This is a genomic window from Candidatus Avelusimicrobium faecicola, assembly GCA_900540405.1.
Classification (GTDB): Bacteria; Elusimicrobiota; Elusimicrobia; order Elusimicrobiales; family Elusimicrobiaceae; genus Avelusimicrobium; species Avelusimicrobium faecicola.
Genome location: UQFW01000024.1, coordinates 1 through 21,655 on the forward strand (window position 1 = coordinate 1; position 21,655 = coordinate 21,655).

18 protein-coding genes are annotated in these 21,655 nt (G+C 51.1%); 6 read left to right on the forward strand and 12 right to left on the reverse strand.

Annotation, left to right across the window (positions count from 1 at the left end):
• Positions 1-312 precede the first annotated feature (312 nt).
• Genes ACQY18_RS03450 through ACQY18_RS03460 form a run of 3 tightly spaced genes read left to right on the forward strand, consistent with a single transcriptional unit; the run spans position 313 to position 3,690 of the window.
• On the forward strand, positions 313-1,476 hold the full coding sequence (locus ACQY18_RS03450; RefSeq protein WP_428038867.1) for an aminotransferase class V-fold PLP-dependent enzyme: 1,164 nt from the start codon (positions 313-315) through the stop codon (positions 1,474-1,476).
• Between the two features lie 8 nt (positions 1,477-1,484).
• Positions 1,485-2,438 carry an NAD(P)-dependent oxidoreductase gene (locus tag ACQY18_RS03455; protein ID WP_176777274.1) on the forward strand — a complete coding sequence of 318 codons (954 nt, stop codon included), beginning with the start codon at positions 1,485-1,487 and terminating at the stop codon, positions 2,436-2,438.
• A 1-nt stretch (position 2,439) separates the two neighbouring features.
• Positions 2,440-3,690, forward strand: coding sequence for a DUF1015 domain-containing protein (locus tag ACQY18_RS03460; protein WP_428038868.1), 1,251 nt, complete (start codon positions 2,440-2,442; stop codon positions 3,688-3,690).
• Between the two features lie 82 nt (positions 3,691-3,772).
• On the opposite strand, the gene ACQY18_RS03465 is transcribed toward ACQY18_RS03460, so the two are convergent.
• Genes ACQY18_RS03465 through ACQY18_RS03490 form a run of 6 tightly spaced genes read right to left on the reverse strand, consistent with a single transcriptional unit; the run spans position 3,773 to position 8,071 of the window.
• Entirely contained in the window at positions 3,773-4,540 is a 768-nt protein-coding gene (locus tag ACQY18_RS03465; protein ID WP_176777276.1) for a hypothetical protein, read from the reverse strand.
• Positions 4,541-4,571: 31 nt separating this feature from the next.
• On the reverse strand, positions 4,572-4,913 hold the full coding sequence (locus ACQY18_RS03470; RefSeq protein WP_176777277.1) for a DUF192 domain-containing protein: 342 nt from the start codon (positions 4,911-4,913) through the stop codon (positions 4,572-4,574).
• Positions 4,891-5,355: a hypothetical protein gene (locus tag ACQY18_RS03475; protein ID WP_428038869.1), complete on the reverse strand. Its 465-nt coding sequence runs from the start codon at positions 5,353-5,355 to the stop codon at positions 4,891-4,893. The genes ACQY18_RS03470 and ACQY18_RS03475 overlap by 23 nt, the downstream gene beginning before the upstream one ends.
• Positions 5,355-5,921, reverse strand: a complete 567-nt coding sequence (gene efp / locus ACQY18_RS03480; RefSeq protein WP_176777279.1) for an elongation factor P — start codon at positions 5,919-5,921, stop codon at positions 5,355-5,357. The genes ACQY18_RS03475 and efp overlap by 1 nt, the downstream gene beginning before the upstream one ends.
• Positions 5,922-5,952: 31 nt before the next feature.
• Entirely contained in the window at positions 5,953-7,014 is a 1,062-nt protein-coding gene (locus ACQY18_RS03485; RefSeq protein ID WP_428038870.1) for a M24 family metallopeptidase, read from the reverse strand.
• Between the two features lies 1 nt (position 7,015).
• Complete coding sequence (locus tag ACQY18_RS03490) at positions 7,016-8,071, reverse strand: M24 family metallopeptidase (RefSeq protein ID WP_428038871.1); 1,056 nt, start codon at positions 8,069-8,071, stop codon at positions 7,016-7,018.
• 183 nt (positions 8,072-8,254) lie between these two features.
• Between ACQY18_RS03490 and ACQY18_RS03495 the strand changes: the two genes are divergently transcribed.
• The gene (locus tag ACQY18_RS03495) at positions 8,255-9,856 is read left to right on the forward strand and encodes a hypothetical protein (RefSeq protein ID WP_428038872.1); all 1,602 of its coding nucleotides are present in this window, start codon (positions 8,255-8,257) and stop codon (positions 9,854-9,856) included.
• A 189-nt stretch (positions 9,857-10,045) separates the two neighbouring features.
• A complete protein-coding gene (gene dacB, locus ACQY18_RS03500) occupies positions 10,046-11,512 on the forward strand; it encodes a D-alanyl-D-alanine carboxypeptidase/D-alanyl-D-alanine endopeptidase (protein ID WP_428038873.1) in 1,467 nt (488 codons plus the stop codon).
• A 118-nt stretch (positions 11,513-11,630) separates the two neighbouring features.
• Here the strand turns inward: dacB and ACQY18_RS03505 are convergent, their stop codons facing one another.
• On the reverse strand, positions 11,631-12,998 hold the full coding sequence (locus ACQY18_RS03505; RefSeq protein WP_428038874.1) for an MATE family efflux transporter: 1,368 nt from the start codon (positions 12,996-12,998) through the stop codon (positions 11,631-11,633).
• A gap of 91 nt (positions 12,999-13,089) precedes the next feature.
• Positions 13,090-13,293 (reverse strand): cold shock domain-containing protein, encoded by a 204-nt coding sequence (locus ACQY18_RS03510; RefSeq protein WP_176777286.1) that lies wholly within the window; start codon positions 13,291-13,293, stop codon positions 13,090-13,092.
• A gap of 152 nt (positions 13,294-13,445) precedes the next feature.
• On the opposite strand from ACQY18_RS03510, the gene ftcD reads away from it, so the two are divergent.
• The gene (gene ftcD / locus ACQY18_RS03515) at positions 13,446-14,414 is read left to right on the forward strand and encodes a glutamate formimidoyltransferase (protein ID WP_428038875.1); all 969 of its coding nucleotides are present in this window, start codon (positions 13,446-13,448) and stop codon (positions 14,412-14,414) included.
• Here ftcD and rsmA read toward each other — a convergent pair.
• The 4 genes from rsmA to ACQY18_RS03535 all read right to left on the reverse strand — a co-directional run.
• Positions 14,401-15,180: a 16S rRNA (adenine(1518)-N(6)/adenine(1519)-N(6))-dimethyltransferase RsmA gene (rsmA, locus tag ACQY18_RS03520; protein WP_428038876.1), complete on the reverse strand. Its 780-nt coding sequence runs from the start codon at positions 15,178-15,180 to the stop codon at positions 14,401-14,403. The genes ftcD and rsmA overlap by 14 nt on opposite strands.
• Before the next feature lie 3 nt (positions 15,181-15,183).
• Complete coding sequence (locus tag ACQY18_RS03525; RefSeq protein ID WP_428038877.1) at positions 15,184-16,869, reverse strand: tetratricopeptide repeat protein; 1,686 nt, start codon at positions 16,867-16,869, stop codon at positions 15,184-15,186.
• 232 nt (positions 16,870-17,101) lie between these two features.
• On the reverse strand, positions 17,102-21,163 hold the full coding sequence (locus tag ACQY18_RS03530; RefSeq protein WP_428038878.1) for a hypothetical protein: 4,062 nt from the start codon (positions 21,161-21,163) through the stop codon (positions 17,102-17,104).
• Positions 21,164-21,368: 205 nt separating this feature from the next.
• Positions 21,369-21,655: hypothetical protein (locus ACQY18_RS03535; protein WP_428038879.1), on the reverse strand; the 287-nt coding region annotated here is incomplete at its 5' end.

A 21,655-nucleotide genomic window follows, 5' to 3' on the forward strand; every position in this document is an offset into this window, starting at 1 on the left:
AGCCGGATTACGCCGTGCAGGACGGGCGCATTATTACCGGCAAAAGTGCGGCGGCGGTAATAGAATTTGCCTTTTTGATTTTGCAAGCCGTGGCCGGGAAAGAAACAGCCGACAAAACCAAAAAAGAAATTTACTACCAACCGCGCTAAACCGCGCGCATTTTTACAACTCCGGGCTTTCTTTGGGTAAGCCCGGGGTTTTTTATGGGAACTCTCCGCAAAAAAAATTACGCCGCACCCGGCAAACTTTTATACAATAAAAGGATATTAAAATGAAACGAATAAAAAATATCCCTAGGGAGGGTTCTTTGAAATGCTAAAAATTGCTAAAGAGTTATTACCAACTTCCACATTCACTTGCGGGCCGAGCCAAGGGCACCCGCTCTTGCGCCAAACGCCTGTCTGCCAAACGCTTTTTGAACGCAGCCACCGCGCCAAAGATATTTCCACCGACGGCTTATATAAAGAAGCCACGGAAAATTTGAAAAATTTACTTTCCCTGCCACCGGATTATACCGTTATTTTCTTTTTAGGCGGCGCCACCCCGGCGCTGGACGCGGTGATGTGGAACTTGGTGACGAACTCCGTTTCCGGCCTGGTGTTTGGGGCGTTTTCCAAATTATGGTGCCAAAAAATTGCGGACCGCTTGGGCGACAACGTCATAAAAGATTTTAAGGTAGCCAAAGAGGGCGAATTTTTCCCTTCCGAAAAACCCAACTACAACGCCAGCTTAGTCGTGCTGACGCCTAACGAAACTTCTACCGGGGTGCAAATTCCCAATGAATATTTGGAAAACGCCTGGAAAGCCCGCGGCGAAGATACCTTAATTGCGTGGGACTGCACCAGTTGCGCAGGCGGACGGGAACTGCCCAAAGGCCAGTTTGATGTAATGCTTTTTTCCATGCAAAAATGTTTTGGCGTGGGCGGCGGGAGCAGTGTAATTATTTTAAGCCCCAAAGCCGTCAAACGCATTGACGAAGCCAAAAAATACCGCACCGTGCCTTACGCGCTGGATTTGGGCGAAGCCGTCAAAAAAGCACAAGAAAAATGCCAAACGGTCAACACCCCCTCCACCACCAATATCTGGATGTTCAACGAAGCCTGCAAATGGATGTTGGATAACGGCGGCCTAAAAGCCATGGACGCGCTTTGCCGCAAACACGCAAACGCCGTGCTGAATTTTGCCAAAAAATGCGGCTATTTGGCCCCGCTGATTAAGGACGAAAAATTCCGCTCCTACACCACCCTTACGCTGGAAGTGACCGACCCCGCCATTAAAGATGCGGATATTTCCGCCGCCTTAAAAGCCACCGGGGCCGCTAACCTGGCCGACGGAATAAAAAAATATTCTTCCGTAAAGCAAAATTCACTGCGTATCGGGTGCTTCCCGTTTGTGGATATTAACGGCACGGAACAATTTGAAAAACTTTTTAACTGCGTAGACCTGATTGTAAAAGATTTGCGCGCCCAAAAATAGGAGATTTTATGAACATTTTAATTGCCGATAAATTCCCCGCCCATTGGACGGAAGAACTAAAAAAACGCGGGCACGCCGTCACGCTCCGCCCGGAACTGGACGAAACCACCCTGCCCGCCGCCGTGGCGGATACGGAAGTTTTAATCGTGCGCAGTACCAAAGTGCCCGCGGCGGTAATAAATGCCGCCGCCCGGCTAAAACTTATCATCCGCGCCGGAGCCGGGTTTGACACCATAGACTTCAAACACGCCGCCCAAAAAGGGGTTGCCGTGTGCAACTGCCCCGGCACTAACTCTATTGCGGTGGCGGAACTGGCCCTGGGCCTTTTACTGGCGTTGGACCGCCGTCTATACCACAACACGCGGGACTTAAACGCCGGCGTGTGGAACAAAAAAGAATACAGCAAAGCGCGGGGCCTTTACGGCCGCACGCTGGGGATTATCGGCCTGGGGCACATTGGGCAAGAAGTCGCCAAACGCGCGCAAGCCTTTGGGATGCGCCTGGTGGCGTTTGACCCCTATGCCACGGCGGACACCTTCGCCCGCCTGAACATTACGCCCATGGCGGATATTTACACGTTAGCCGCCGCCAGTGACGCAGTCACCGTCCACTTGCCGGACACACCGCAAACGCATGGGTTGTTCAACCAAAAATTCTTTGCCGCCTTAAAAGACGGCGCTACTTTCATCAATACGGCGCGCGGCGGCCTGGTAAACACGCCGGATTTAATTGCCGCCGCCAAGGCCAAACACTTGCGCGTGGGGTTAGATGTGTACGAAAACGAACCCAAAGCCACCGACAACGCGTTTGATTTTGCCCCATTTGCGGATTTGGACTGTTTTTACGGCACCCACCACATTGGCGCATCCACAGACCAAGCGCAAGATGCCGTGGCAGAATGTGCCGTAAACATTGTGGACACCTTCGCCCAAACAGGAAATTTTTTACACAAGGTAAACTAATATGGCAACCGTAAAACCGTTTAAGGGCCTGCGCCCTACCAAAGATTTTGAACGTATCGCCTGCCCTCCATACGACGTGATTAGCTCGCAAGAGGCGCGGGAAATGGCGCAAGGAAACCCGGAGTCTTTCCTGCATATAGACAAGCCGGAAATTGACCTGCCCGAAGGAACAGACCCGTATTCCCCCGCCGTATACGCCAAAGCGCGGGAAAACTTCCTCCGCTTTCAGCAGGAGGGCTTGCTCACGCAAGACGCCACCCCCCACTATTATTTGTACGCCCAAACCATGGCCGGGCGCACGCAATACGGGCTGGTGGCGGCGGTTTCCACCCTGGAATACGACAAAGGCATTATCCGCAAGCACGAACTGACCCGCAAGGATAAAGAGTTAGACCGCAGTAAACACGTTCAGGCGCTGCACGCCACTACCGGGCCGGTGTTTTTAACCTACCCGGACGACCCGGATATTGACCGCACCGTAGCCGGAGTGATTAGTGATTTTCCCGTCTGCTCTTTTATGGCGGATGACGGCATACGCCACACTTTTTGGGTGATTAGCGACCCGGACGATATGGCTAAAATAGAGGAGGCTTTCAAAAAAATCCCGGTTTTGTATATTGCCGACGGACACCACCGCTCCGCCGCCGCGGGGAATGTGGCCGCTATGCTACGCAAAAAATATCCCGCGCAAGGGGAGGAGGCTTCTTTCAATTACTTTTTGGCGGTTATTTTCCCGGCCAGCCAGTTGTTTATTATGGACTACAACCGTTTGGTAAAAGACTTAAACGGCCGCACGCCGGAAGAATTTATCCAAGCGCTTAAAAAGGATTTTTACGTTCAGGCTACCGGGCTCGCCAAACCCACGCGCCGCCACAGCTTCGGAATGTACTTCGGCGGCCAGTGGTATACGCTAACCGCTAAAAAAGAATCGTTTAACGAGGAAGACCCCGTCAGCCGGCTGGACGTAAGTATTCTGCAAAGAAACGTCCTCCAACCGCTACTGAACATTGGGGACCCGCGCACCGATAAACGCATAGACTTTGTGGGCGGTATCCGCGGGGTGGCGGAGCTGGAACGCCGCGTAAACAACGGGGAATTTAAGGTGGCGTTTTCCATGTACCCCACGTCCATAGAAGAATTAATAAAAGTGGCGGATGCCCAGTTGATTATGCCCCCTAAATCCACCTGGTTTGAACCGAAACTGCGCAGTGGGCTGGTGGTGTATAAATATAACGAAAAGGACTTCCAATAGAGGTTTTAATACCTGTTGTTTTAACACGAAGGGCCGGAATATTTTAATATTCCGGCCCTTTTTGTATATCGGAAAAACGCTCTTAAAAACGGAAAGAGATAGAGCCTTCCGCCCCCAAACCGTAATGGGCATAGTTAGCGGCTAAACTTAAATCCAAATAAGACGGCAATTTGAAATTCAGCCCGGCCGTTGCGCGCGCGGTGGCGGCGTATTCACTGGTGCCCTCCAAGGCGCTATCCAACGCGGCCCGGTTAATGTGCAACGTGGTGTAATCCACCCCGCCGCCCACATAAGGAACCACATATTTGAACTTCATGGAAAGCACCAAGCTGGCGTTGTAATGCGTGGCGGAAAAATCCCGCGCGCTGGCACTATGCGCGGCCACCACTAACATAGGCTGAAAGGAGTGCAAAACCTCGCTCGGGCGCGTAATGCCCCAGCGCAAGCCGCCGCCGGCAATCGTCATCCCCTCAAAACTGCTGGCGCGGATAAATCCGTCTATGCGAAACGGCATGCCAATATCCGCCTGCAACCACGGATACCACACCGTACCGACTTCTTCCCTATCCCCCAACGCGGTTTGTTGGCGGGCGCTGTGGGTTTCCCCGTTGGCCTCGCTCATTTTGAACACCATTCCGGCGCGCGGGCCGATTTGAAAGCCCCCCCAACCCAACACACGCCCGGTGGTATAAGTTCCGGCGCCGATTAAGCCGCCCAAATCTTTCGTAAACGCGCGCACGTTAGCCTGCGTCACATGGGAGCCGAAATCGTCCCAAGTGTTGCGCGCCTGGGCCCCGGTGGCTCCTAACGCCACCACCAACGCCGCCAATAAAATCTTCTTCAAATCCATGGTCAACCTCTTGTATAAAATAAAAACGGTATTATGGGATAAATTCTATTTTATCCCCCACGCGCACACGCCCTTTTAGCGTGCCTGCGGGCAATTCAAGCGCCTGCCGCGCCGCCCAAAAAATGCGGCTTATGCGCCACGGCTTAAAATTTTCCAATACGCCCACCACAACCCCGGCTTTGTCACAAAAAAGTACGTCTATGGCAAAATTCATAAAACACATGTGGATTTGCTGGCACGGCGCCAGTAAAAGCCCACTGCCCGCGGCTAAATTTTTGCGGAACATGAGCCCCAACAGCCGCGTTTTGAAACTGCGCGCTTCTTCCACCCGCTCCGCCACGGTAAAACCGCTACTTATGTGTTTGCATTTCATCTTGTTGTGCTAACGCTTTTAACCGGGTTTTTATAGTTTCTAAAAGCGTTTCATCTAAAAATTTAACAGGCTCCGGCGGTTTTATACTAAACTGCCCGCCCTGCTTAAAAACCAAAAAAGTAAGGGCTATTTCCCCATTTATTTCCACTTCTGCAATCCACATACCGCTATGCGTTTTAGCCGCGCGGAAATCCTGCACTGTAAAAGTCACAGTATCACGCTCCAAACGGCAAGGGGTTTTACAGGTAGTTAAAAACTCGTACACTGGGCGGGTAAGCAATTTAACATTGGCATACTTGCCCCGGCTGAGCGGTAATTGCACCGCTGCGTTTTGGCGGGTAATTTTTTCCACCGTAAACGCCTGCCCATACGTTAAATTCAAAGCGCCTGCCGGTATGGCCAAACACAAGCCGGCTACCGCCGGCAGGCACCGTAAAAACATTACGCGTTTACCCGTTCTACATAAGAACCGTCGCGCGTATCCACCAGCACCGTGTCGCCTTCGTTAATAAAAAGCGGTACTTTAATAACGGTGCCCGTTTCCAGGGTGGCTTCCTTGGTCATATTGGCCACGGTGTCGCCTTTTACGCCGGGAACGGTAGACGCAATTTTGAGCGGTACTTTAATGGGCAAATCAATGCTGAAAAGTTGGTTGTTGATATACAACCCGGTCACTTCCATATTATCTTTCAGATATTTTTTCTGGTCGCCCAGTTTTTCAAGCGGCACTTCCACTTGTTCATAATCGTTGCTGTTCATGAAGGTAGCTCTGTCGCCGGAGGTATACAAATAAGTAAAAGGGCGTTTTTCCACGTCTACTTCTTTGAATTTATCTTCCGGGCGGTAGGCCGTTTCAATCAACGCCCCGGTATGAATGTTGCGCAATTTTACACGCACGACGGCACGCGCCTGCGATTTGCGGTGATGCTGGTAGTCCAAAATTTCTACAAGTTGTCCGTTTTCGTCTTCAAAAATAAGACCTTCATGGAATTCGGTTGTGCTTAACATATATTACCTCTTTTTCGGGCCGTGGCCCTTACTAATTTTTTGTCAATTTTTGGGAGCCGTCCGCGGTGACCAAAAAAGTGTCTTCCCAACGTACGCCCCATTTTCCGGCAAAGTAAATGCCGGGTTCCACCGTCACGGGCATTCCCGCTTCCAACACGGCTACGCTGCGCGGCCCCAACAACGGGCTGTCGTGCGTTTCCAAACCCACTCCATGCCCCAGCGAGTGGAAAAACTGTTTGCCGTATCCGGCCGCCTCTATCAAACGGCGGGCCGCGGCGTCGGCATCTTTGCAGGCCAGGCCCGCGCGCAAACTTTTAGCGCCCGCGCGGTACGCCTGGTGTACCAACGCCCAAACGGCGCGGTATTCTTCCGGCTCGTTATCGCCATGCCACCAACTGCGGGTCATATCGGAGCTGTACCCCTCATATAAACAGCCAAAATCCATCAGTACGGCTTCGTTATTTTTCAGTTTGCGGGTTTTGGACGGCGTATGGTGTGCATCCGCCGTATTTTCCCCAAAGCAAACAATGTTAAAGGGAATAGCATCCGCCCCGCCGGCAATCATTTGCGAAGCAATTAAACACGCCACCGCGTGTTCCGTCATACCGGTTTTGATAAGGGGCTTTACCTTCTTAAACGCATCAGAAGCAATTTGGCAGGATTTTTTCAGCCGCGCAATTTCGTCTTCGTACTTTACCATGCGCATTTCGTCCACCAGTCCCCCGGCGGACACCAACCCCGCTTGCGTAAGCTGTTGGCCGAGGACAAAATTTACTTTGGCGGGCGCAAAACCCACCGTTTTGATTTTTTTATCCTGAATAAAGGCCAACGCGCCGTCCACCATGCCTCCGTCCACGTCCACAATTTTCATAAAGGACGCGGCAGGCGCCATTTTGGGCGCTATCATGGTGCGGGTAAAGCAATATGCTTTGGAGGGAGTCACCAAAAAAACGGCTTCCCCCTCCGATAAATCCACCCCGCACAAATAACGCATTTCCAGCGCGTTTACCGTCAGATAACCGCCCAACTGCGCATCTTTCAACACGCGGCGTAAATCCGACATTCTTTTTTGTGCTAAATCTTTTGCCGGCATATTATTTTTTGGTTAAAATTTCTCCGCCCGTGCTGGCCACACACAAGGAATCTTCCAACCGCACGCCGTATTTACCGGGCAGATAAATACCGGGTTCCACGGTCACAATGTTTCCTTCCGCCAACACTTCGTTGGATTCCTGGCTGTTGTACGGGGTTTCGTGGTTTTCCATACCCATACCATGCCCGGTACCGTGGTTGAAATATTCGCCGTATCCGGCGGCGTTGATAATTACGCGGGCCGCATTATCCACCGCGCGGGTAGCCACGCCGGGCCGAATGGCCTGAATACCGGCTTTGCGCGCTTCATCCACCGCGTGCCAAATGGTTTTATATTCGGCCGGTTCGTTGGAGCCGTGCCACCAGCTGCGGGTAATATCGGAACAATAGCCGTTATACACACAGCCGAAATCCATTAAAATAGCATCTTCGGCTTCCAGTTTGCGGGCGCCCGTCACATGGTGCGGGTTGGCGGTGTCCGGCCCGAAGCCCACAATCGTAAAGAAAGAAGTAGTAGTGGCCCCGTGCGTGCGCATATATTTTTCCAGTTCGGCGGCCACGTCCAGTTCCGTCATACCGGTTTTAATTAAGGGTTTTACATATTCGTACGCTTGGTAGGCAATACGGCAGGCATCGCGAATTATTTGAATTTCTTGCGCATCTTTTACTTCGCGCAATTTGCTGATAAAACTGGCACATTCCGTAAAACCGTTTTGCGCCAGCACCTTGCCGGAGGCATAGCCTTCTTTGGCGGCGTCAAAACCGACGCGGCGCAAGTTTAAGGCTTTGGCTTTGGCAACAGCCGTGTTCAGGCGGTCTTCGTCTGCTTGCGTTGTCATAAACGGGGCGCGGGCCGCAACGTCGTGCAGATAGAGTGCGCGCGTAAAGCAAAAAACATCCGTTTGGGTAATTAAAAACACCGCTTCATGCGGGTAAAAATAAAAACCGCCCAAGTAAAATTGGTCCAAATTGTCCGTGACGATAAATCCGTCCAATTCCTCTTTTTTCATCAACTTGCGTAAAGCAAGAATTTTTTCCGGCACTTGTTTTTTATTCATATTTTTTACCGCCTTGTATATATATGTATATCATATCAATTTTTGCCAAAGCGGCACAATACAAACTATAAATTTTTTTTGCAATTTTTTCCGCTTGCACGGTAGAATATAATATAATAAGTTATAGTGTGGATTAAAAGAATGAAACGCTTACTTTTATTATTTACTTTTTTAACGTTTCTTATGCCGGCCGTTTGGGCGGGAGTGTTTACTTCTTCCGACGGGCAGTTTACTATAGATATGCCCGCCGGATGGGTGACTGCGCCCGACACGCAAGCCGTACTGGGCCTGAAAAAAGGCACGGCCGAAATTATCATCCGCACGGATAAATCCTGCAAAACCGAAAGTTGCCTGGAACAAAAAATCACCCAGGATTTAGCCTCCGTTAAAGCCAAAAAAATGAAAGTGATAGGCAACACTTACACCGGCGAAGACATCAAACGCATTGATTTTTCCACCGGGGAGCCGTTTTTTTACATCAGCTATTTTTCCCCCAAGGCGGATTTCAGCTCCGGCTATTTTTTGGTAAACTCCACCGCGTACAGCATTTTGGCTAAAAATTTATCGTATGCGGAAACAGACCTCATTTTTTCGTTTATTTATCCGGCGGTAAAAAAAGCCAAAACCGCCGCTCCCAAACCGGCCGCCGCGCAAGACGAGGATTTTTCGCTGAATATGGACTTGCAGGACCCGCGCGCCTATGATATTGCCGCCGCGCCGCAAGTGGAAGAAACCTCTTTACTGCCGGAACCGTCTGCCGGGCAGAAACAGCCGCAAGCCAAGTCCCCCGCCCAACCTGCCGCAAAACAGGCTCCGGCGGCCCGCCGCTATGCGCACGCGCTCAAAACACGTTTAGCCCAATGGCGCCCCCATACGTTAGTGACGGACGGCATGCCGCCCTATATCCGCCGCGCCGGGCACGCATTTGATGTGTTCATCCTTTTATTGGCCCTGTATTTAGGGGTATTGGGTGCAAGCTGTGTGGCGCGTTGGTTTGTGCCCGCCAAAAAGAATTTGCAAAAAGTGAACCCCAATTCGCTCTATCCGTTAAAATTTAAGCGTTTATACGGCACGCCGTCGCTCATTTTCCGCGCGCGGGATAACCAGGGCAACACGCTCATTTCGCTATCGGCCCGGTGGGATTCCCTGTTTTTATTTACCGGGGCCGCCGTGGCGGTACTGGCACTGGCGGTAATGGCTGTGGCCGGGGTTTTGCAAACAACGGATTTACTGCCGGTTTCCGCCTTTGCTTACAACACGCTGTACTCGGCCGCCTCGTTAGCTATACCGCTGGGGCTTTTGGTATTTTTCTGCGGGGTGGTGTGGTCCCAACTGATGTTAAGGGAAATTACCCTGTATGACCGCCGCGGGCAAAAGGCGGTACTCGTCTTGCAAAAAGGTTTTGGGCTATTCAAAGAATGTTATGAAATTTATTTTGCCAAATCCAAAGATGTGATTTTGTTGGAACGCAAACGCTGGCGTTTTTACCGCCAATGGACTATGCGCACCAAAGAAGGGCATTGGCTGGCGGATATTACGGAAGATAACCGCCTAAAAGCCGTTTTGCGCAAACCGTTCGGGCATTTATGGGGGCTCTTGCGCGCCAGCTACCGCATAAACGGACAAATGGACAGCGTGGGAGAAATATCCAATGCGTGTACCGCTTTTGATTTTTTCACTTGTAATTTAGACAAACCCCAAGCCATTGAAGCGCGCGATATGTTAGCCGCCGCGTTGGTCATTAACATACGCGATAAAGACAAATGGTATCCGTGGTTTAACTGATTTTGATATTTTCAAAACTCCCGCAAAACCCACCCATAAAAAACCCCGCAAAAGCGGGGTTTTTCTTTTGCTTTCACGCCTTTTACACCCAACAAAGTAGCACTGCGGATAAAAAATTTTTCATTTTTTCATTATAGCAATTTCCCCGTGCCTGCACAGGTAAAACAATTTTGGTATCCTATATAAGATATGAAACATTTTTGCATACTGATTTTTCTTTTTTTCCCCCTTTTTTCCGGCGCACAAATTTTGCAAACAGACGTGCAGGCGCGCCTAAACACGCCCGCTTTGCAAGGTGCCTGGTGGGCGGGCGAAGCCGGATTTGCCGGCGAAGAACCTTTGTTTTCTATCCGGGCAGAACAACGCATGGCGCCGGCCTCCACCTTAAAACTGATTACCAGCGCCGCGGCCTTGGAAACTTTCGGCCCGGACTACCGCTTTGAAACCCGCCTGTATGCCAACGCCGCGCCGGACGAAAACGGCACGTTGGCGGGCGACCTGTATGTGCGCGGCGGGGGCGACCCGGCCCTCGGCTCCCTGCGTCCCAAAGGCGGGGAAGATGCCGCTACCGTGCTTACCCGCTGGGCCAAAAAACTCAAGCAAGCGGGCATACAGCACGTTTGCGGCAACATTTATGCGGATGATTCTCTGTTTGAAGGTTTATCCGTCGGGCGGAAAGTGAATTGGGAAAATATGGGCAACTATTATGCCGCCCCGGTTTCCGCCTTGGCTATTGCGGATAATTCTTTCCGCATTTATTTTGATGCCCAGCCCTTGCACGGCCGCTTGGCGCGGGTGAGCGGCATGAAGCCGCAAGTGCCGGGCGTGCAAATTACGTCCTTCGCCACGGCGGACGCGCTCAACCGCAAAGACAATACTTATGTATACGCCGCCCCCGGCCAATACCAACTGACCCTTTACGGCACGCTTCCGGCGGGCTTACAGGGGTTTTCCGTAGCGGCGGCACTGCCGGAGCCGGCATTGTTTGCCGTGCAGTATTTCAAGCAGATTTTGCAGAAAAACGGCATTACGGTTGACGGACAGGCCAAAGTTTTATCCGCCGCGCCGGACTACCAAAAAATGCGCCTCTTATATACCCAGTATTCCGTGCCGCTTAAAGATATTTTGTATGTGGTCAACAAGCGCAGTTTTAATTTCTATGCCGAAATGCTCGCCCGCAATTTAGCCGTACACGCGGGCGAAAAAGGCACCATGGAAAACGGCCTTAAACAGTTGGAAAAATGGCTCCGCAGTAAAAATATTCCGCTCCAAGATGTAGTGCTGTATGACGCCAGCGGCCTTTCGCGCGATAATATGCTCTCCGCCCGTGCGCTGACCGGCACGCTAAACGCCATGGCGCAAAGCCCTTATTTTGAAACGTATTACAACACCCTTGCCACGCCGAACGACCGCGGGGATTTGCTGGTTTTACGCCGCTTTTTGGCCCCGCAAAAACGCATAGAAAACGTGCGCGTAAAGGGCGGCACCATAGACGGCGTAAAGGCACTGGCCGGATATGTAAAAAATGCAGACGGAAAATTAATCAGTTTTGCCTTTATAGCCAATAATTTGGACCATAAAAACGAATCCGTTTTCCGCCTGCACGAAAACATCATAAAGCTACTACTGGAAACCCGCGAAGAACCCAACCGATAACCGCCGGAAAAGGGTGATTTTCAAGGCCCTTTCCTATCCGGCAAACCGCATTTTCCCAATAAAAAACCGCCCTGCGTAAATACGTTTACACAGGGCGGTTTTTTATGGTACGGTAAAATTAACTTTCCGTCACGCTGATTGTTTTCCACTTGCCTTGCCACACGCGCCACACCATCAGCACAGCCGTCAGCGCGGCATAAAACGTCAGCCAGCTCCATACCCAAAATACGGATAATTTCAAGCGGTACACAATCAGCCACGTCCCCGGGATTAACAACCCCCACGCGCAAAATAACATCACATACATATAAAATTTGGTGTCCCCCGCGCCGCGCAGGGTTTCGCCGAAGATTAGATAAGTGGCATCAAACAGCACAAAGCAACTCATCAGTTTCATCAGCGGATAAGTTTTGGCGGCAATTTCCGCCGCGTTGGGCGCGCCCGCCGGGATAAACAACCCCACAAAAAACGGCGCAAAAAAGAAGAACATGCCCCCCACCGCTCCGGCATACACATACCCCAGTTTGCACGCATTTTTAAGCACTTTCAGGGTCAAATCGGGCCGTTTTAAGCCCTGGTATTTACTGGCTAAAATTTGTATGCCCATGCCCATACCCAAAATAACCATAAACACCGCCGGCTGCATAGACATTACAATATTGTTGGCCTCCAGGGACAAAACATCAATACTCCCCACCATAAACGTAAACAAGGTAAACGACAAAATATCCATTAAAAAACCAAACCCGTTAGGCAGCCCAAAGCGCACTAGGCGCGTAAACACCGGTTTATAAAATCCGGCCAAGCGGCTAATCTTAAAATCCCGGCGCACCTTGCCCGCGCAAATAAGCGTGCAATAAATAATCGTCATGGAGGCACAACCGATAATCGTGGCCCAGGCCGCCCCGATAATCCCCATTTGCGGGAAACCCAACTTGCCGAAAATCATTACATAATCTAACCCAATGTTAATTACGTTGCCTGCCAAACTGGCCCACATGGGCACTTTAGTCCGCCCGCGCCCGCTGAAAAAACTGGCCAGCGCACTGTTAATAACCGTGAGTCCCGCAAATAAATTTAATAAGCCAAAGTATTGGGTTTCCAACGCGCGCACGGCCTCGGCATGGCCAAAAGAATGAATGATTGCCACCCCCACCGGTGTTAAAGCCGCCAATAAAACGGAAGACAACAGGGCCAGCAGTACGCCCTGCCATAAAGATACCGTCACGGAAGCGTATTTCTTTTTAGCGTAAAATTGGGAAATAAACACGCTGGTATAACTGGCCAGCCCCATAAACAAGGAAGAAAACGTCATGGCTAATACGCCGGCGGGCACACACGCCGCCAAAGCCTCGTGCGAATACCACGCCAAAAACATACGGTCGGCAAATTGCATAATCACTTGCGCGGCCATGGTAATAATTAGCGGATAAGATAAAAACCACAACTCGGTCAGGGAGGCGGGCTCTGCTTTTTTGTGCAACATAAAAAACACCTTTTTACTACTACAAACCTTTTTTCCTACGACAAAAAAGACCTGCTCTGGGAGCAGGTCTGTTCAGTAGTTAAACTTAAAATTACAGTTTGCGAACTTTTACTGCTTTCGGGCCTTTTTCAGACTCTACGATATCAAATTCAACTTCCTGACCTTCAGCTAAGGTTTTGAAACCATCGCCTTGGATTTCCTGATAGTGAACAAAGAGATCTTTGGAACCATCTTCGGGGGTCACGAAACCGTAACCTTTCTGGTCGTTAAACCATTTTACTTTTCCTTTAGCCATTTTACTTTTTACTTCCTTGTTTAATTATATCAAGTACTTGAACTTAACAAGTACCTACAATTATTATACTATAAATCCCGCCGATTTGCGCAAGTATTTTTTTAATTTTTATTTTTGCGCGGCGGCTCTTTTTAATAGTATATAATATTTTTATGGCTTTACTGGAATGCGTACCCAACATTTCTTTATCGGCGGCGGAGGACGTCCGCCGGGTGGCCTGTGCCGTGCAAAACACGCCGGGCGCTACCCTGTTGCATACCGATTCCAACCCCGCCGCCAACCGCACAGTGCTTACTTTTGCGGGCACGGCGGAGGCGGTTTTTCAGGCGGCGCGCGCGTGCCTAAAAACCACGCTGGAGCTTGCGGATATGTGCTTGCACCGCGGGGCGCACCCGCGTTTGGGGGCCCTGGATGTTTGCCCTTTTGTGCCCGTCAGTGGCATTACATTGCAGGAAGCGGCCCGGTTAGCGGTGCGCTTTGGGCAGTTGGCCGCGCAAGAATTTAATGTGCCGGTGTATTTGTACGAAGCCGCCGCGCGGCGCGCCCAAACACGCAACTTGGCGGACGTGCGCCGCGGGGAATATGAAAGCCTGCCGCAAAAATTGCAAACGCTCCCGCCGGATTTCGGCCCCTGCGTGTTTAATGCCGGGGTTGCCAAAACCGGCGCCAGTGTAATAGGTGCGCGGCCGTTTTTAATTGCGTTTAACATCAATCTCAACACGCAAGACCCGGCCCCGGCCAAAAAAATTGCCGCCGTTCTGCGTGAAAAAAACGGCGGCTTAAAAGCCGTTAAAGCCATTGGTTGGTATATGGAAAATTTCCGCCGCGCGCAAATATCCTGCAACTTAACGGACTTTACCCAAACAGGCCCCGCGCAAGTGTTTGCGGCCGCCCAAAAAGAAGCTCAAAAACTGGGTTTTATGGCTACCGGGTGCGAATTAGTGGGCCTTATCCCCCTGCAAGCGCTCCTAGCGGCCGGGCGCTTTTACGCGCCGGAGCAGACGGACGAAACCGCCCTCATCCGCGCCGCCGTCAACGGCTTATCATTAAGTGATGTAAAACCGTTCAACCCCCAGGAACAAATTTTGGAATACCGCCTAAAAGCCCTTACAACGCGTTAGCCAACTGCACAAATTGCGTTAAGCCCACTTGCTCGGCGCGCACGGTAAGCGGCAGGGAAAGCGCGGCCAGCGCCGCTGTAATTTTTTCCTTAGGGTAGCCGCATAAAGCCAGCGAATTAAACAGCGTTTTCCGGCGGTGCAAAAAGGCCGCGCGCACCACTTTGGCAAAGCGGCCCCACAACGCGGGCGGCACAATGGGCGCGGGCAGTTTTTCAAAGGTCAAAACGGCGCTTTCCACTTTAGGGGGCGGATTAAAACTCCCCTTGCCCACATTACACAATAATTTTATTTGCGCGCGCGCCTGGCTGAGAATAGACAGCGGGCCGTAAAACTCCGTGCCCGGGGCGGCCTGCACGCGGTTGGCCTGCTCTTTTTGAAACATAAAAACGGCGGAATAAAATTGCGGGAAAGCGAGCGCTTTATCCAAAATAGCGGCGGCATCCACATACGGCAAATTGCCCACAAATCCGGTCGGTTCGTTTTTAAGCGCGCCGGGCGGAAGGCGCGTAAAATCCCCCTCCAAAATTTTTACACCCGCTTGCGGCGGCAGATTTTTGTTTAGAAATTCAATCATTTCCGGGTCAATTTCCGCCGCCGAAAAACCCGTAAACCCGGCCGCAATTAACGCGAATGTAAGCGCCCCTTTGCCGGGGCCGATTTCCACCATTTGCGCGCCTTTCAAACGTAGCGCCGCCTGCGTGATTTCTTCAATCACACGCTGGTTTACCAAAAAATGTTGTCCGTACCGCTGGCGCATATTACGCATAAATTACTCCTCTTGCAAAACGCGCAAATTGCGTTTTGCCGTTTTGTTTTTGGGGTTTAATTGTAAGGCTTGCAAATAAAAATTTTCCGCCGCTTTATCGTCCCCCGCTATAACGGCCGCCGTGCCGAGCCCCATAAGCGGCAAATAGTCGCCCGGAGCCTCTTTTTGGGCCTTGTAAAATTCCTCCGCCGCGGCGGCGGAATTGCCCGCCACCAAATGCGCCAAGCCCAATAGTAAAGCGGTTTCCGCTCCGGCGGGAGTGTCCGCCGCACTTAAATCTTCCACCGCGCTTTTGACTAGCACCAACCACGATTTCCCCGTCACCCAAAGGCCCATATCGTTGCCCACAATGCGCGGGTCATACGCGGCGCGGGGCGCGGAGGTGTTCTCTTGCGTGAGGGCATACGGGGCGGCGTAATCCTGCGTGCGCCCTTGCAAGGAAAGCGAAATATCATATTTATTTTGCCCTTGTGCCACCGCATGCTGAAGCCCCGCCACAAAGGTTTTTATTTGTTCCTCGCGCTCCTGCGGGGTGGCGGCGTTTAACACAAAACTGCGGTTAAAGGCCATGGGCAGAACGGTGTTTTCGTTAGGGATAGCCCTGGAGGCGTGGATTTTTTCGTAGGCTTGTTCAAAGCGGGTGGAACGGTTTTTAGGCGCGATTTTGGGCGTTTGTTGCAACGGCGTGTATTGAATAGCCACCTCTATTTGAACCTCTTTATTAGCGGGCACGCGGGAGAGATTTTGGCTAAAGTTGGCAATTTCTTTTTGGAACGCCTCCGCCGTGCGGCCGTTAGAGCGGTACACCGCGTTGAGGGCCAGGCCGTCCTGCTTAAAACGCACGATAGAAAACGCGCCGTCCAACGTGTCGCGCGCGTCCTGCGGGCGGTTTTGTTCATACAACAGTTTAGCCAGGCGCAGGCGGGCCACAAAATCGCCCGGTTTGGTGCGTACCGCTTTTTTATAAAATTTCAACGCTTGTGCGGGGCGGTTTGTTTTTTCGTACAGGGCGCCTAAAGAAAGCATGGCGTCTTCGTAATGGACAAACAAAGAAAGTGCTTTTTTGAAACTTTCCTCCGCCTGGGCATCCCGCCCCAAAGTTTCATACAGGGCCCCTAATTGGTAATGGTACAGCGGCTCCCGCGGGGCCAGTTCCACCGCGCGGCGCAGGTGGTCCAAAGCGCTATCCCAATTTTTTTGCACGGCATAGGTGGAGCCTAAATTCATTTGCGTATCGGCCTTGTTGGGGTCTAACCGGGCGGAGCGCATAAAGTATTCGTGCGCTTGCTGAACATCCCCTTTCCACCCATAGGCAATACCCAACAGTTGGTAGGCCAGGGCGTTTTGCGGGTCCAAAGAGAGGGCCTCGCGGTATTCGCTCATGGCTTCATCCACCTTGCCGCTCCAATAGAGTGCCGCCCCCAAAAGCAAAAAGGCCATGGGGTCTTTGGGGTTTTTGATGACGGCCTTGGCAAAAGAGTTTTGCGCCTCGGCATAGCGCGAAAGGCCCATTTCCATGAGTCCGCGGTGCATATCGGTACGGGATTGGTCCTGCATGATTTTATCCCACACGGTGGTGGAATAATCGGTACGGATACTTTCCCGCCCAAACGAAAACGGAAACACGCCCCCGCACACCGGGGCGGCCGCCACGCACACACAAAGCAAAAACAAAACTATTTTGCGCATAAATATATGATAGATAAAAACCGCGCCGCACGGCAACCGCCTAGTTAGGCTAGGCCCCATAAATAGGGTGGCAGATAGCGCGGCCCATAGATAGTGCGTTCCCACAGATAGGGCCGCCCACATAGATAATAGGGCCACATAGATAGTGTAGCCATAGATAGTGCCCCCACCTAAACAACAAGGGCCCGCTTTACGCGGGCCCCTGTTAAAACTACTGTTGCGTTTGGGTTAGCTAGTTAGCAACTCCCTGGCCGGATTCGCCCTGATTACTATCTCCGCCATACCCACGCATATCTACATTCTTATCCGTTTCAGCATAACCGGTTTGGGGTTTGTAGTTCAAACCGTTTTTGCATACTAAGTTCAGGTATGCAAGCACATCAGATACACTCATGCGTTGATTGCCATACACATCACATCCGTTGGTATCATAAAACGGCTTGTTGTATACAGCATGGTAAGCATTACGCCACCTACCGGTACCGCCCGAGCTATCCGCTTTGCCACCGCTCCAAGCGTTATAACCGGATACCGTCTCTCTTCTTTTAGCTCTATCACTATTTTGCTTACCATGGGAAGAAAGGCGCGAAGGCGGCAAACTAATCGCATTCCCTTGTTGGTAAGGCCGTTGCATAACAGCAAGAGGGAAATAACCGTCTTTACCTATACCTCTTTCAAGCAAAGCATCCGTATAGCCCTTGAAGTCAGACGGATAAGGCGGCACAGTGATACCTTGTACATCTCCGCTATCCCAGTAGCTGTGGTCGTAATAGCCCCAGTGATACCGGCCGTCTATTTGCTTCGTTGTGGTACCGTTCTTCCTCACGCAGCCGGAGGCGGAAACACCCGTAAAACGCGGGTCCATACAGTTGCTTCCTTTTACTTTAACCGTTTGCATAGGGAACAAGTAAGAATCCGGCCCCACATATACGGCAAACGTACCGAACACGTTATTTAATTCCGCCCGTTGCGGTACCCGCGGGTCTGCGGACATTTGGGCAATAGACCGCGCCAAATAACACACGCTCGTCACCGGTACGGTATTCACATCTCCCGGTTTCTTGGACATATAATCCAACACAATCAGATAGTCGTGAATAGTCAACCACCATTGCCCTTTCGTTTTTTCTTGGCCCAAAATACGTTCGGCCGTGGCAATCACCTGTTCGGCTTTCTTGTTAGACCTATCCAACTCAGCAAACTGCGGGTCACTCGCTGGCGCATTGGATTCTTGCAATTTTTTGCGGTTTTGTTTATTTTCTTCAATCGCTTTTTTGCTCTCCGCAATAACCGTGCCCAATACTGCTTTAGCTTTTACTTGGCATTCTCTACACCAAATAGGGTTGTCTTTATACGCCGCATTAATCGTTTGAGACAACGGCTTTTCGTTTGCAAAAGTATAGAACGTCGCCGTATTATCGCACGAATAATTTGCCAGTTCTCCTCCTTCCTGTACGTTAACAACAGGAATCGGATTTGGAGCAGGCTCAACCTTTTCGTTAGCCACCGGCACATCATCCGCGGCGGTACGCTGGCTGGAGCGTTCCACGGCTTTCCAGTTTACAACGGCTTTTACTTTACCGTCTGCACCGCTCAAGTCAAACCCGGGTTTCAATTTACCCTGCGCATCAAACGCGGCGGGATATTCTTTTTTAAGAACTTCGCGGGCGTCCTTAATACGGTAATCTTGCAAGCGGTTGGCGCCATTTACTTTTGCAGTACCGGCAATGGGCTCAATAAATTGCGGGTCCACTTTTACCGGAATTACTTGTCCGTCAACCTCGTAATTAATAACAGCCGATATATCGTATTCCTTAAAGTCTTTAGTAGAAGGAATAGTCAAGGTAGATTCCGGGCTGTTATTTTGAACCTTTTTACCCAAAATAGCCAAGTCCGTAAATACGCACGGAGTCACCAACTCAAACGCATTGTCTTGGCGTTCTTTACGCTTGAATACTTTGTCGTTCGTTTTTTCGTTCCCGGCCGAGCGCCCACTGCGGCGTTGGATGTAGCTACGGTCAAAGTCAAAATAGACCATAGGCATAGCCGGCAACTTGGCGTTGTTGTTGCTGGGTTTACCCGTAATAGCCAACGGCTGTTTGGTAATCAACCCGCGGATATAGCGTAAATCCAAGCGGCCAAACGCTTCTTTGGCCTGCGCATACGCTTCCCCATAACCGGGTTCTTTTTCCAATTCATAGAAGGTATTGGCTTTGCTACCCAACATTTGGGCCAAAACCAAAATGGTTTCTTCTTTGAATTTGCGGTATTCAAACTCCTGCCCCGCCGCGATGTAGATTACACAGTCGTGGTAGTTGATTTCCGGGTCTTTATCCACATTGTTCCCGTTATCACCGGCGTTGGGGTTCATATCTTCATAACTATAACGCCCTTGCACACGGCCATTCTGTTGGGAACGGCGGGCAAAGTTATTACCCACCAGCTCGCCACCTTCTTTGCGGGCTTTTTCCAAAGAATGGTTCAAAACATCAATTTCTTTCTTTAATGCGCTGGCAGTGTAAGTTTTACCTTCCACTTTTACCGTTTTAGCGCCATTTTTCTGTTTAGCTTGGCTTTCCAAATATTTTAATTGGCCTTTAGCCACAGAAAGCAAGCGGTAGCCTTCTTCCAAAGACACTTGAGGGCCTACATATTCCGCCCCCGTAGAGGTAGCTTTGGTGTACTGGCGGGAGCTGTCAAACCCGCACAGGCGCAAGTTTCTGTTGGCAAACGGGCTGTTGTTGCGTGCCACTACAAAGTGGTAGGCGTTCCATTTGGAATAATTGCCCGAGAGCTTCATAGAGTAAACTTTGTTAATTTCAAAGTCTTTGCACGCGGCTTTACCGTCCCCATTGGCAGAGGTAATATCCGCATTCGTCATAGCGCCTTTTAACCCGGCTTTACCAAACAAGTTAACGCCCAGACAATCGGCACGGGTTTTTAAGAAACCGCCACCTTGAGCTTTAGCATCTTGCCATTTGCAGCCCAAGGCGCCGCCGCCTTTTTCATTTTGACACCATTTCTTAAATTGCCCCAAAATAACTACTTCGGGTGCTGCTTTTTTCATTTCCTCTGCAGTTTTGTACAAACCTTTATTACATTTACAACCGGCGTCCTGGGCATCACTGCCACTGGCGCCAAACATCTCGCCCATGGCACCGTCGTCTTCACCGGTCAGCAAGCAGTTAATAACACCGCCCAAAATGTTTTGGGCCAGCTTGTCGCCCCAGTCAATCCAGTTCCATTTGCGGTTGAATTTCTTTTCCCATTCCATTTGGGAGCGGGTCTTCATCAAATCCCACCACCACGGGGTAATGCTGTTGAAACCAAAGCCGTGTTTCAAGTCACTCGCGCCGCCGCCGTGACGGTCACTAGAGCCGGACAAACCGCCAATGCGGCCCGGGTTGATAGGCGCAAACTGCGCATCCCGCAAGGCTTGCATGGCGTTGCCTTTGCTTAACGCCTCTTTGGAACGGCGCGCCAGTTCCGCATTGCCCATGCCAAAATAACCGCGGGAAGGTTTCCCCGCCGCTTGCAAGGGTTGCAAAGATACCGGCTTCGGCGCGGTGCGCGGGCCGGAGGCACGCACTTTTTTAGCGGCGCCTTTCAAACTGCCGCCCCACGGGGTGACGTTCAAACCGCCGCCCGCACTGGCCATAGGCGCGCGGCCCATTTCTTTAATTTTAGTAGCAGAACGGCGGAACGCGGCACGGGTGGCCGGGGCCGCCTTTCTTCTGTAAATGTTTGTGGTCGTTTCCGTGCTGGGCCCGGTGGACGAATATGAAGAGCCCGACGACGTATCGCCAAGGCCGCTGCGGTCGTACTCTTCCATGGAGTCCTCCGCGGAAGAAGAATCTTCTTCGCCCGAGCCAAACCCTTTAATCAGGCTCAACGGGTCACGCGCGGAAAGCTGGGCAATTTGACCGTCCGGGTCCGTCACGGCCGTATCAAAGCCGTAGCGTTCGGGGTCAAAAGCCGTTTCCTCGCTAGACGGGGCAATAACAGGTTCTTCGTTCACTTGGCCGCTGTATTTGTACAAAAACGGCAGCAACAAGAGCGCCACTAATGCGGCAATGAAGAACGGCGCATCGCGTTTGGTCCGCTCAAAGAGCGTCTTTTTCGGGCGGCCGTTGCTCCCAATCTTGGAGGAAATACGGTTAGCGAAAGACGGAGAAGCAGCGGTTTTGCTGTTCTTTATCTTATCGCTAAAGGTAAAACTGTCTTTTTTCTCCTCTTTAGTAGAAGAACCAAAGATAGGGAAAATAGACTTTTTCTCTTTCTTTTCCTCTGGCATAAATGCCTCCTATAAAAAATAAATTCTTTTTTGCGTATAAATATAAGCCAGGCTGGAATTGCCGAACCTTACGGTTCCCAATTACACAACCTCGCACACTTGCAAATTGTCCTTCTTAACTACCCCCGGCCGAAACCGGGCACCCTGCATAGCTATACTAATATGTTAGCAACTGAAACGCAAATAATCAAGGCCTATTTTTTGCCTAGTCGCGTTTTTGGGTGGCTTCGTCCAAATAACTCCAGTTTTTCGTATCCGAAAGGTCCGTCTCCGGGAAGAAATCACTGGGGGCGGAACTGCCACTGCCCCCCCACACCGGGATATTAAACGTGCCTTGCACGCTTTCTTTTACTTGCTGTTCCGAAAATTGCTCCGGGTTGGGCACATAGTCTTCCAAATTTACTTCCTTGGCCTCTTTGCCGGTGCGTTCGGCCTCGTCCTCGGCCGCCTGTTTATCATTTTGATATTTGGCGTATTCCACACAGGCTTTAT

Bases quoted from the DNA above. Each gene is read 5' to 3' on its own strand.
- ACQY18_RS03475 (WP_428038869.1), bottom strand. From the start codon at position 5,355: ATGTTTTTACGGTGCCTGCCGGCGGTAGCCGGCTTGTGTTTGGCCATA.
- ACQY18_RS03460 (WP_428038868.1), top strand. From the start codon at position 2,440: ATGGCAACCGTAAAACCGTTTAAGGGCCTGCGCCCTACCAAAGATTTT.
- dacB (WP_428038873.1), top strand. From the start codon at position 10,046: ATGAAACATTTTTGCATACTGATTTTTCTTTTTTTCCCCCTTTTTTCC.
- ACQY18_RS03525 (WP_428038877.1), bottom strand. From the start codon at position 16,869: ATGCGCAAAATAGTTTTGTTTTTGCTTTGTGTGTGCGTGGCGGCCGCC.
- ACQY18_RS03450 (WP_428038867.1), top strand. From the start codon at position 313: ATGCTAAAAATTGCTAAAGAGTTATTACCAACTTCCACATTCACTTGC.
- ACQY18_RS03490 (WP_428038871.1), bottom strand. From the start codon at position 8,071: ATGAATAAAAAACAAGTGCCGGAAAAAATTCTTGCTTTACGCAAGTTG.
- ACQY18_RS03465 (WP_176777276.1), bottom strand. From the start codon at position 4,540: ATGGATTTGAAGAAGATTTTATTGGCGGCGTTGGTGGTGGCGTTAGGA.
- ACQY18_RS03495 (WP_428038872.1), top strand. From the start codon at position 8,255: ATGCCGGCCGTTTGGGCGGGAGTGTTTACTTCTTCCGACGGGCAGTTT.
- efp (WP_176777279.1), bottom strand. From the start codon at position 5,921: ATGTTAAGCACAACCGAATTCCATGAAGGTCTTATTTTTGAAGACGAA.
- ACQY18_RS03455 (WP_176777274.1), top strand. From the start codon at position 1,485: ATGAACATTTTAATTGCCGATAAATTCCCCGCCCATTGGACGGAAGAA.
- ACQY18_RS03470 (WP_176777277.1), bottom strand. From the start codon at position 4,913: ATGAAATGCAAACACATAAGTAGCGGTTTTACCGTGGCGGAGCGGGTG.
- ACQY18_RS03510 (WP_176777286.1), bottom strand. From the start codon at position 13,293: ATGGCTAAAGGAAAAGTAAAATGGTTTAACGACCAGAAAGGTTACGGT.
- rsmA (WP_428038876.1), bottom strand. From the start codon at position 15,180: ATGCGTAATATGCGCCAGCGGTACGGACAACATTTTTTGGTAAACCAG.
- ACQY18_RS03530 (WP_428038878.1), bottom strand. From the start codon at position 21,163: ATGCCAGAGGAAAAGAAAGAGAAAAAGTCTATTTTCCCTATCTTTGGT.
- ACQY18_RS03505 (WP_428038874.1), bottom strand. From the start codon at position 12,998: ATGTTGCACAAAAAAGCAGAGCCCGCCTCCCTGACCGAGTTGTGGTTT.
- ACQY18_RS03485 (WP_428038870.1), bottom strand. From the start codon at position 7,014: ATGCCGGCAAAAGATTTAGCACAAAAAAGAATGTCGGATTTACGCCGC.
- ftcD (WP_428038875.1), top strand. From the start codon at position 13,446: ATGGCTTTACTGGAATGCGTACCCAACATTTCTTTATCGGCGGCGGAG.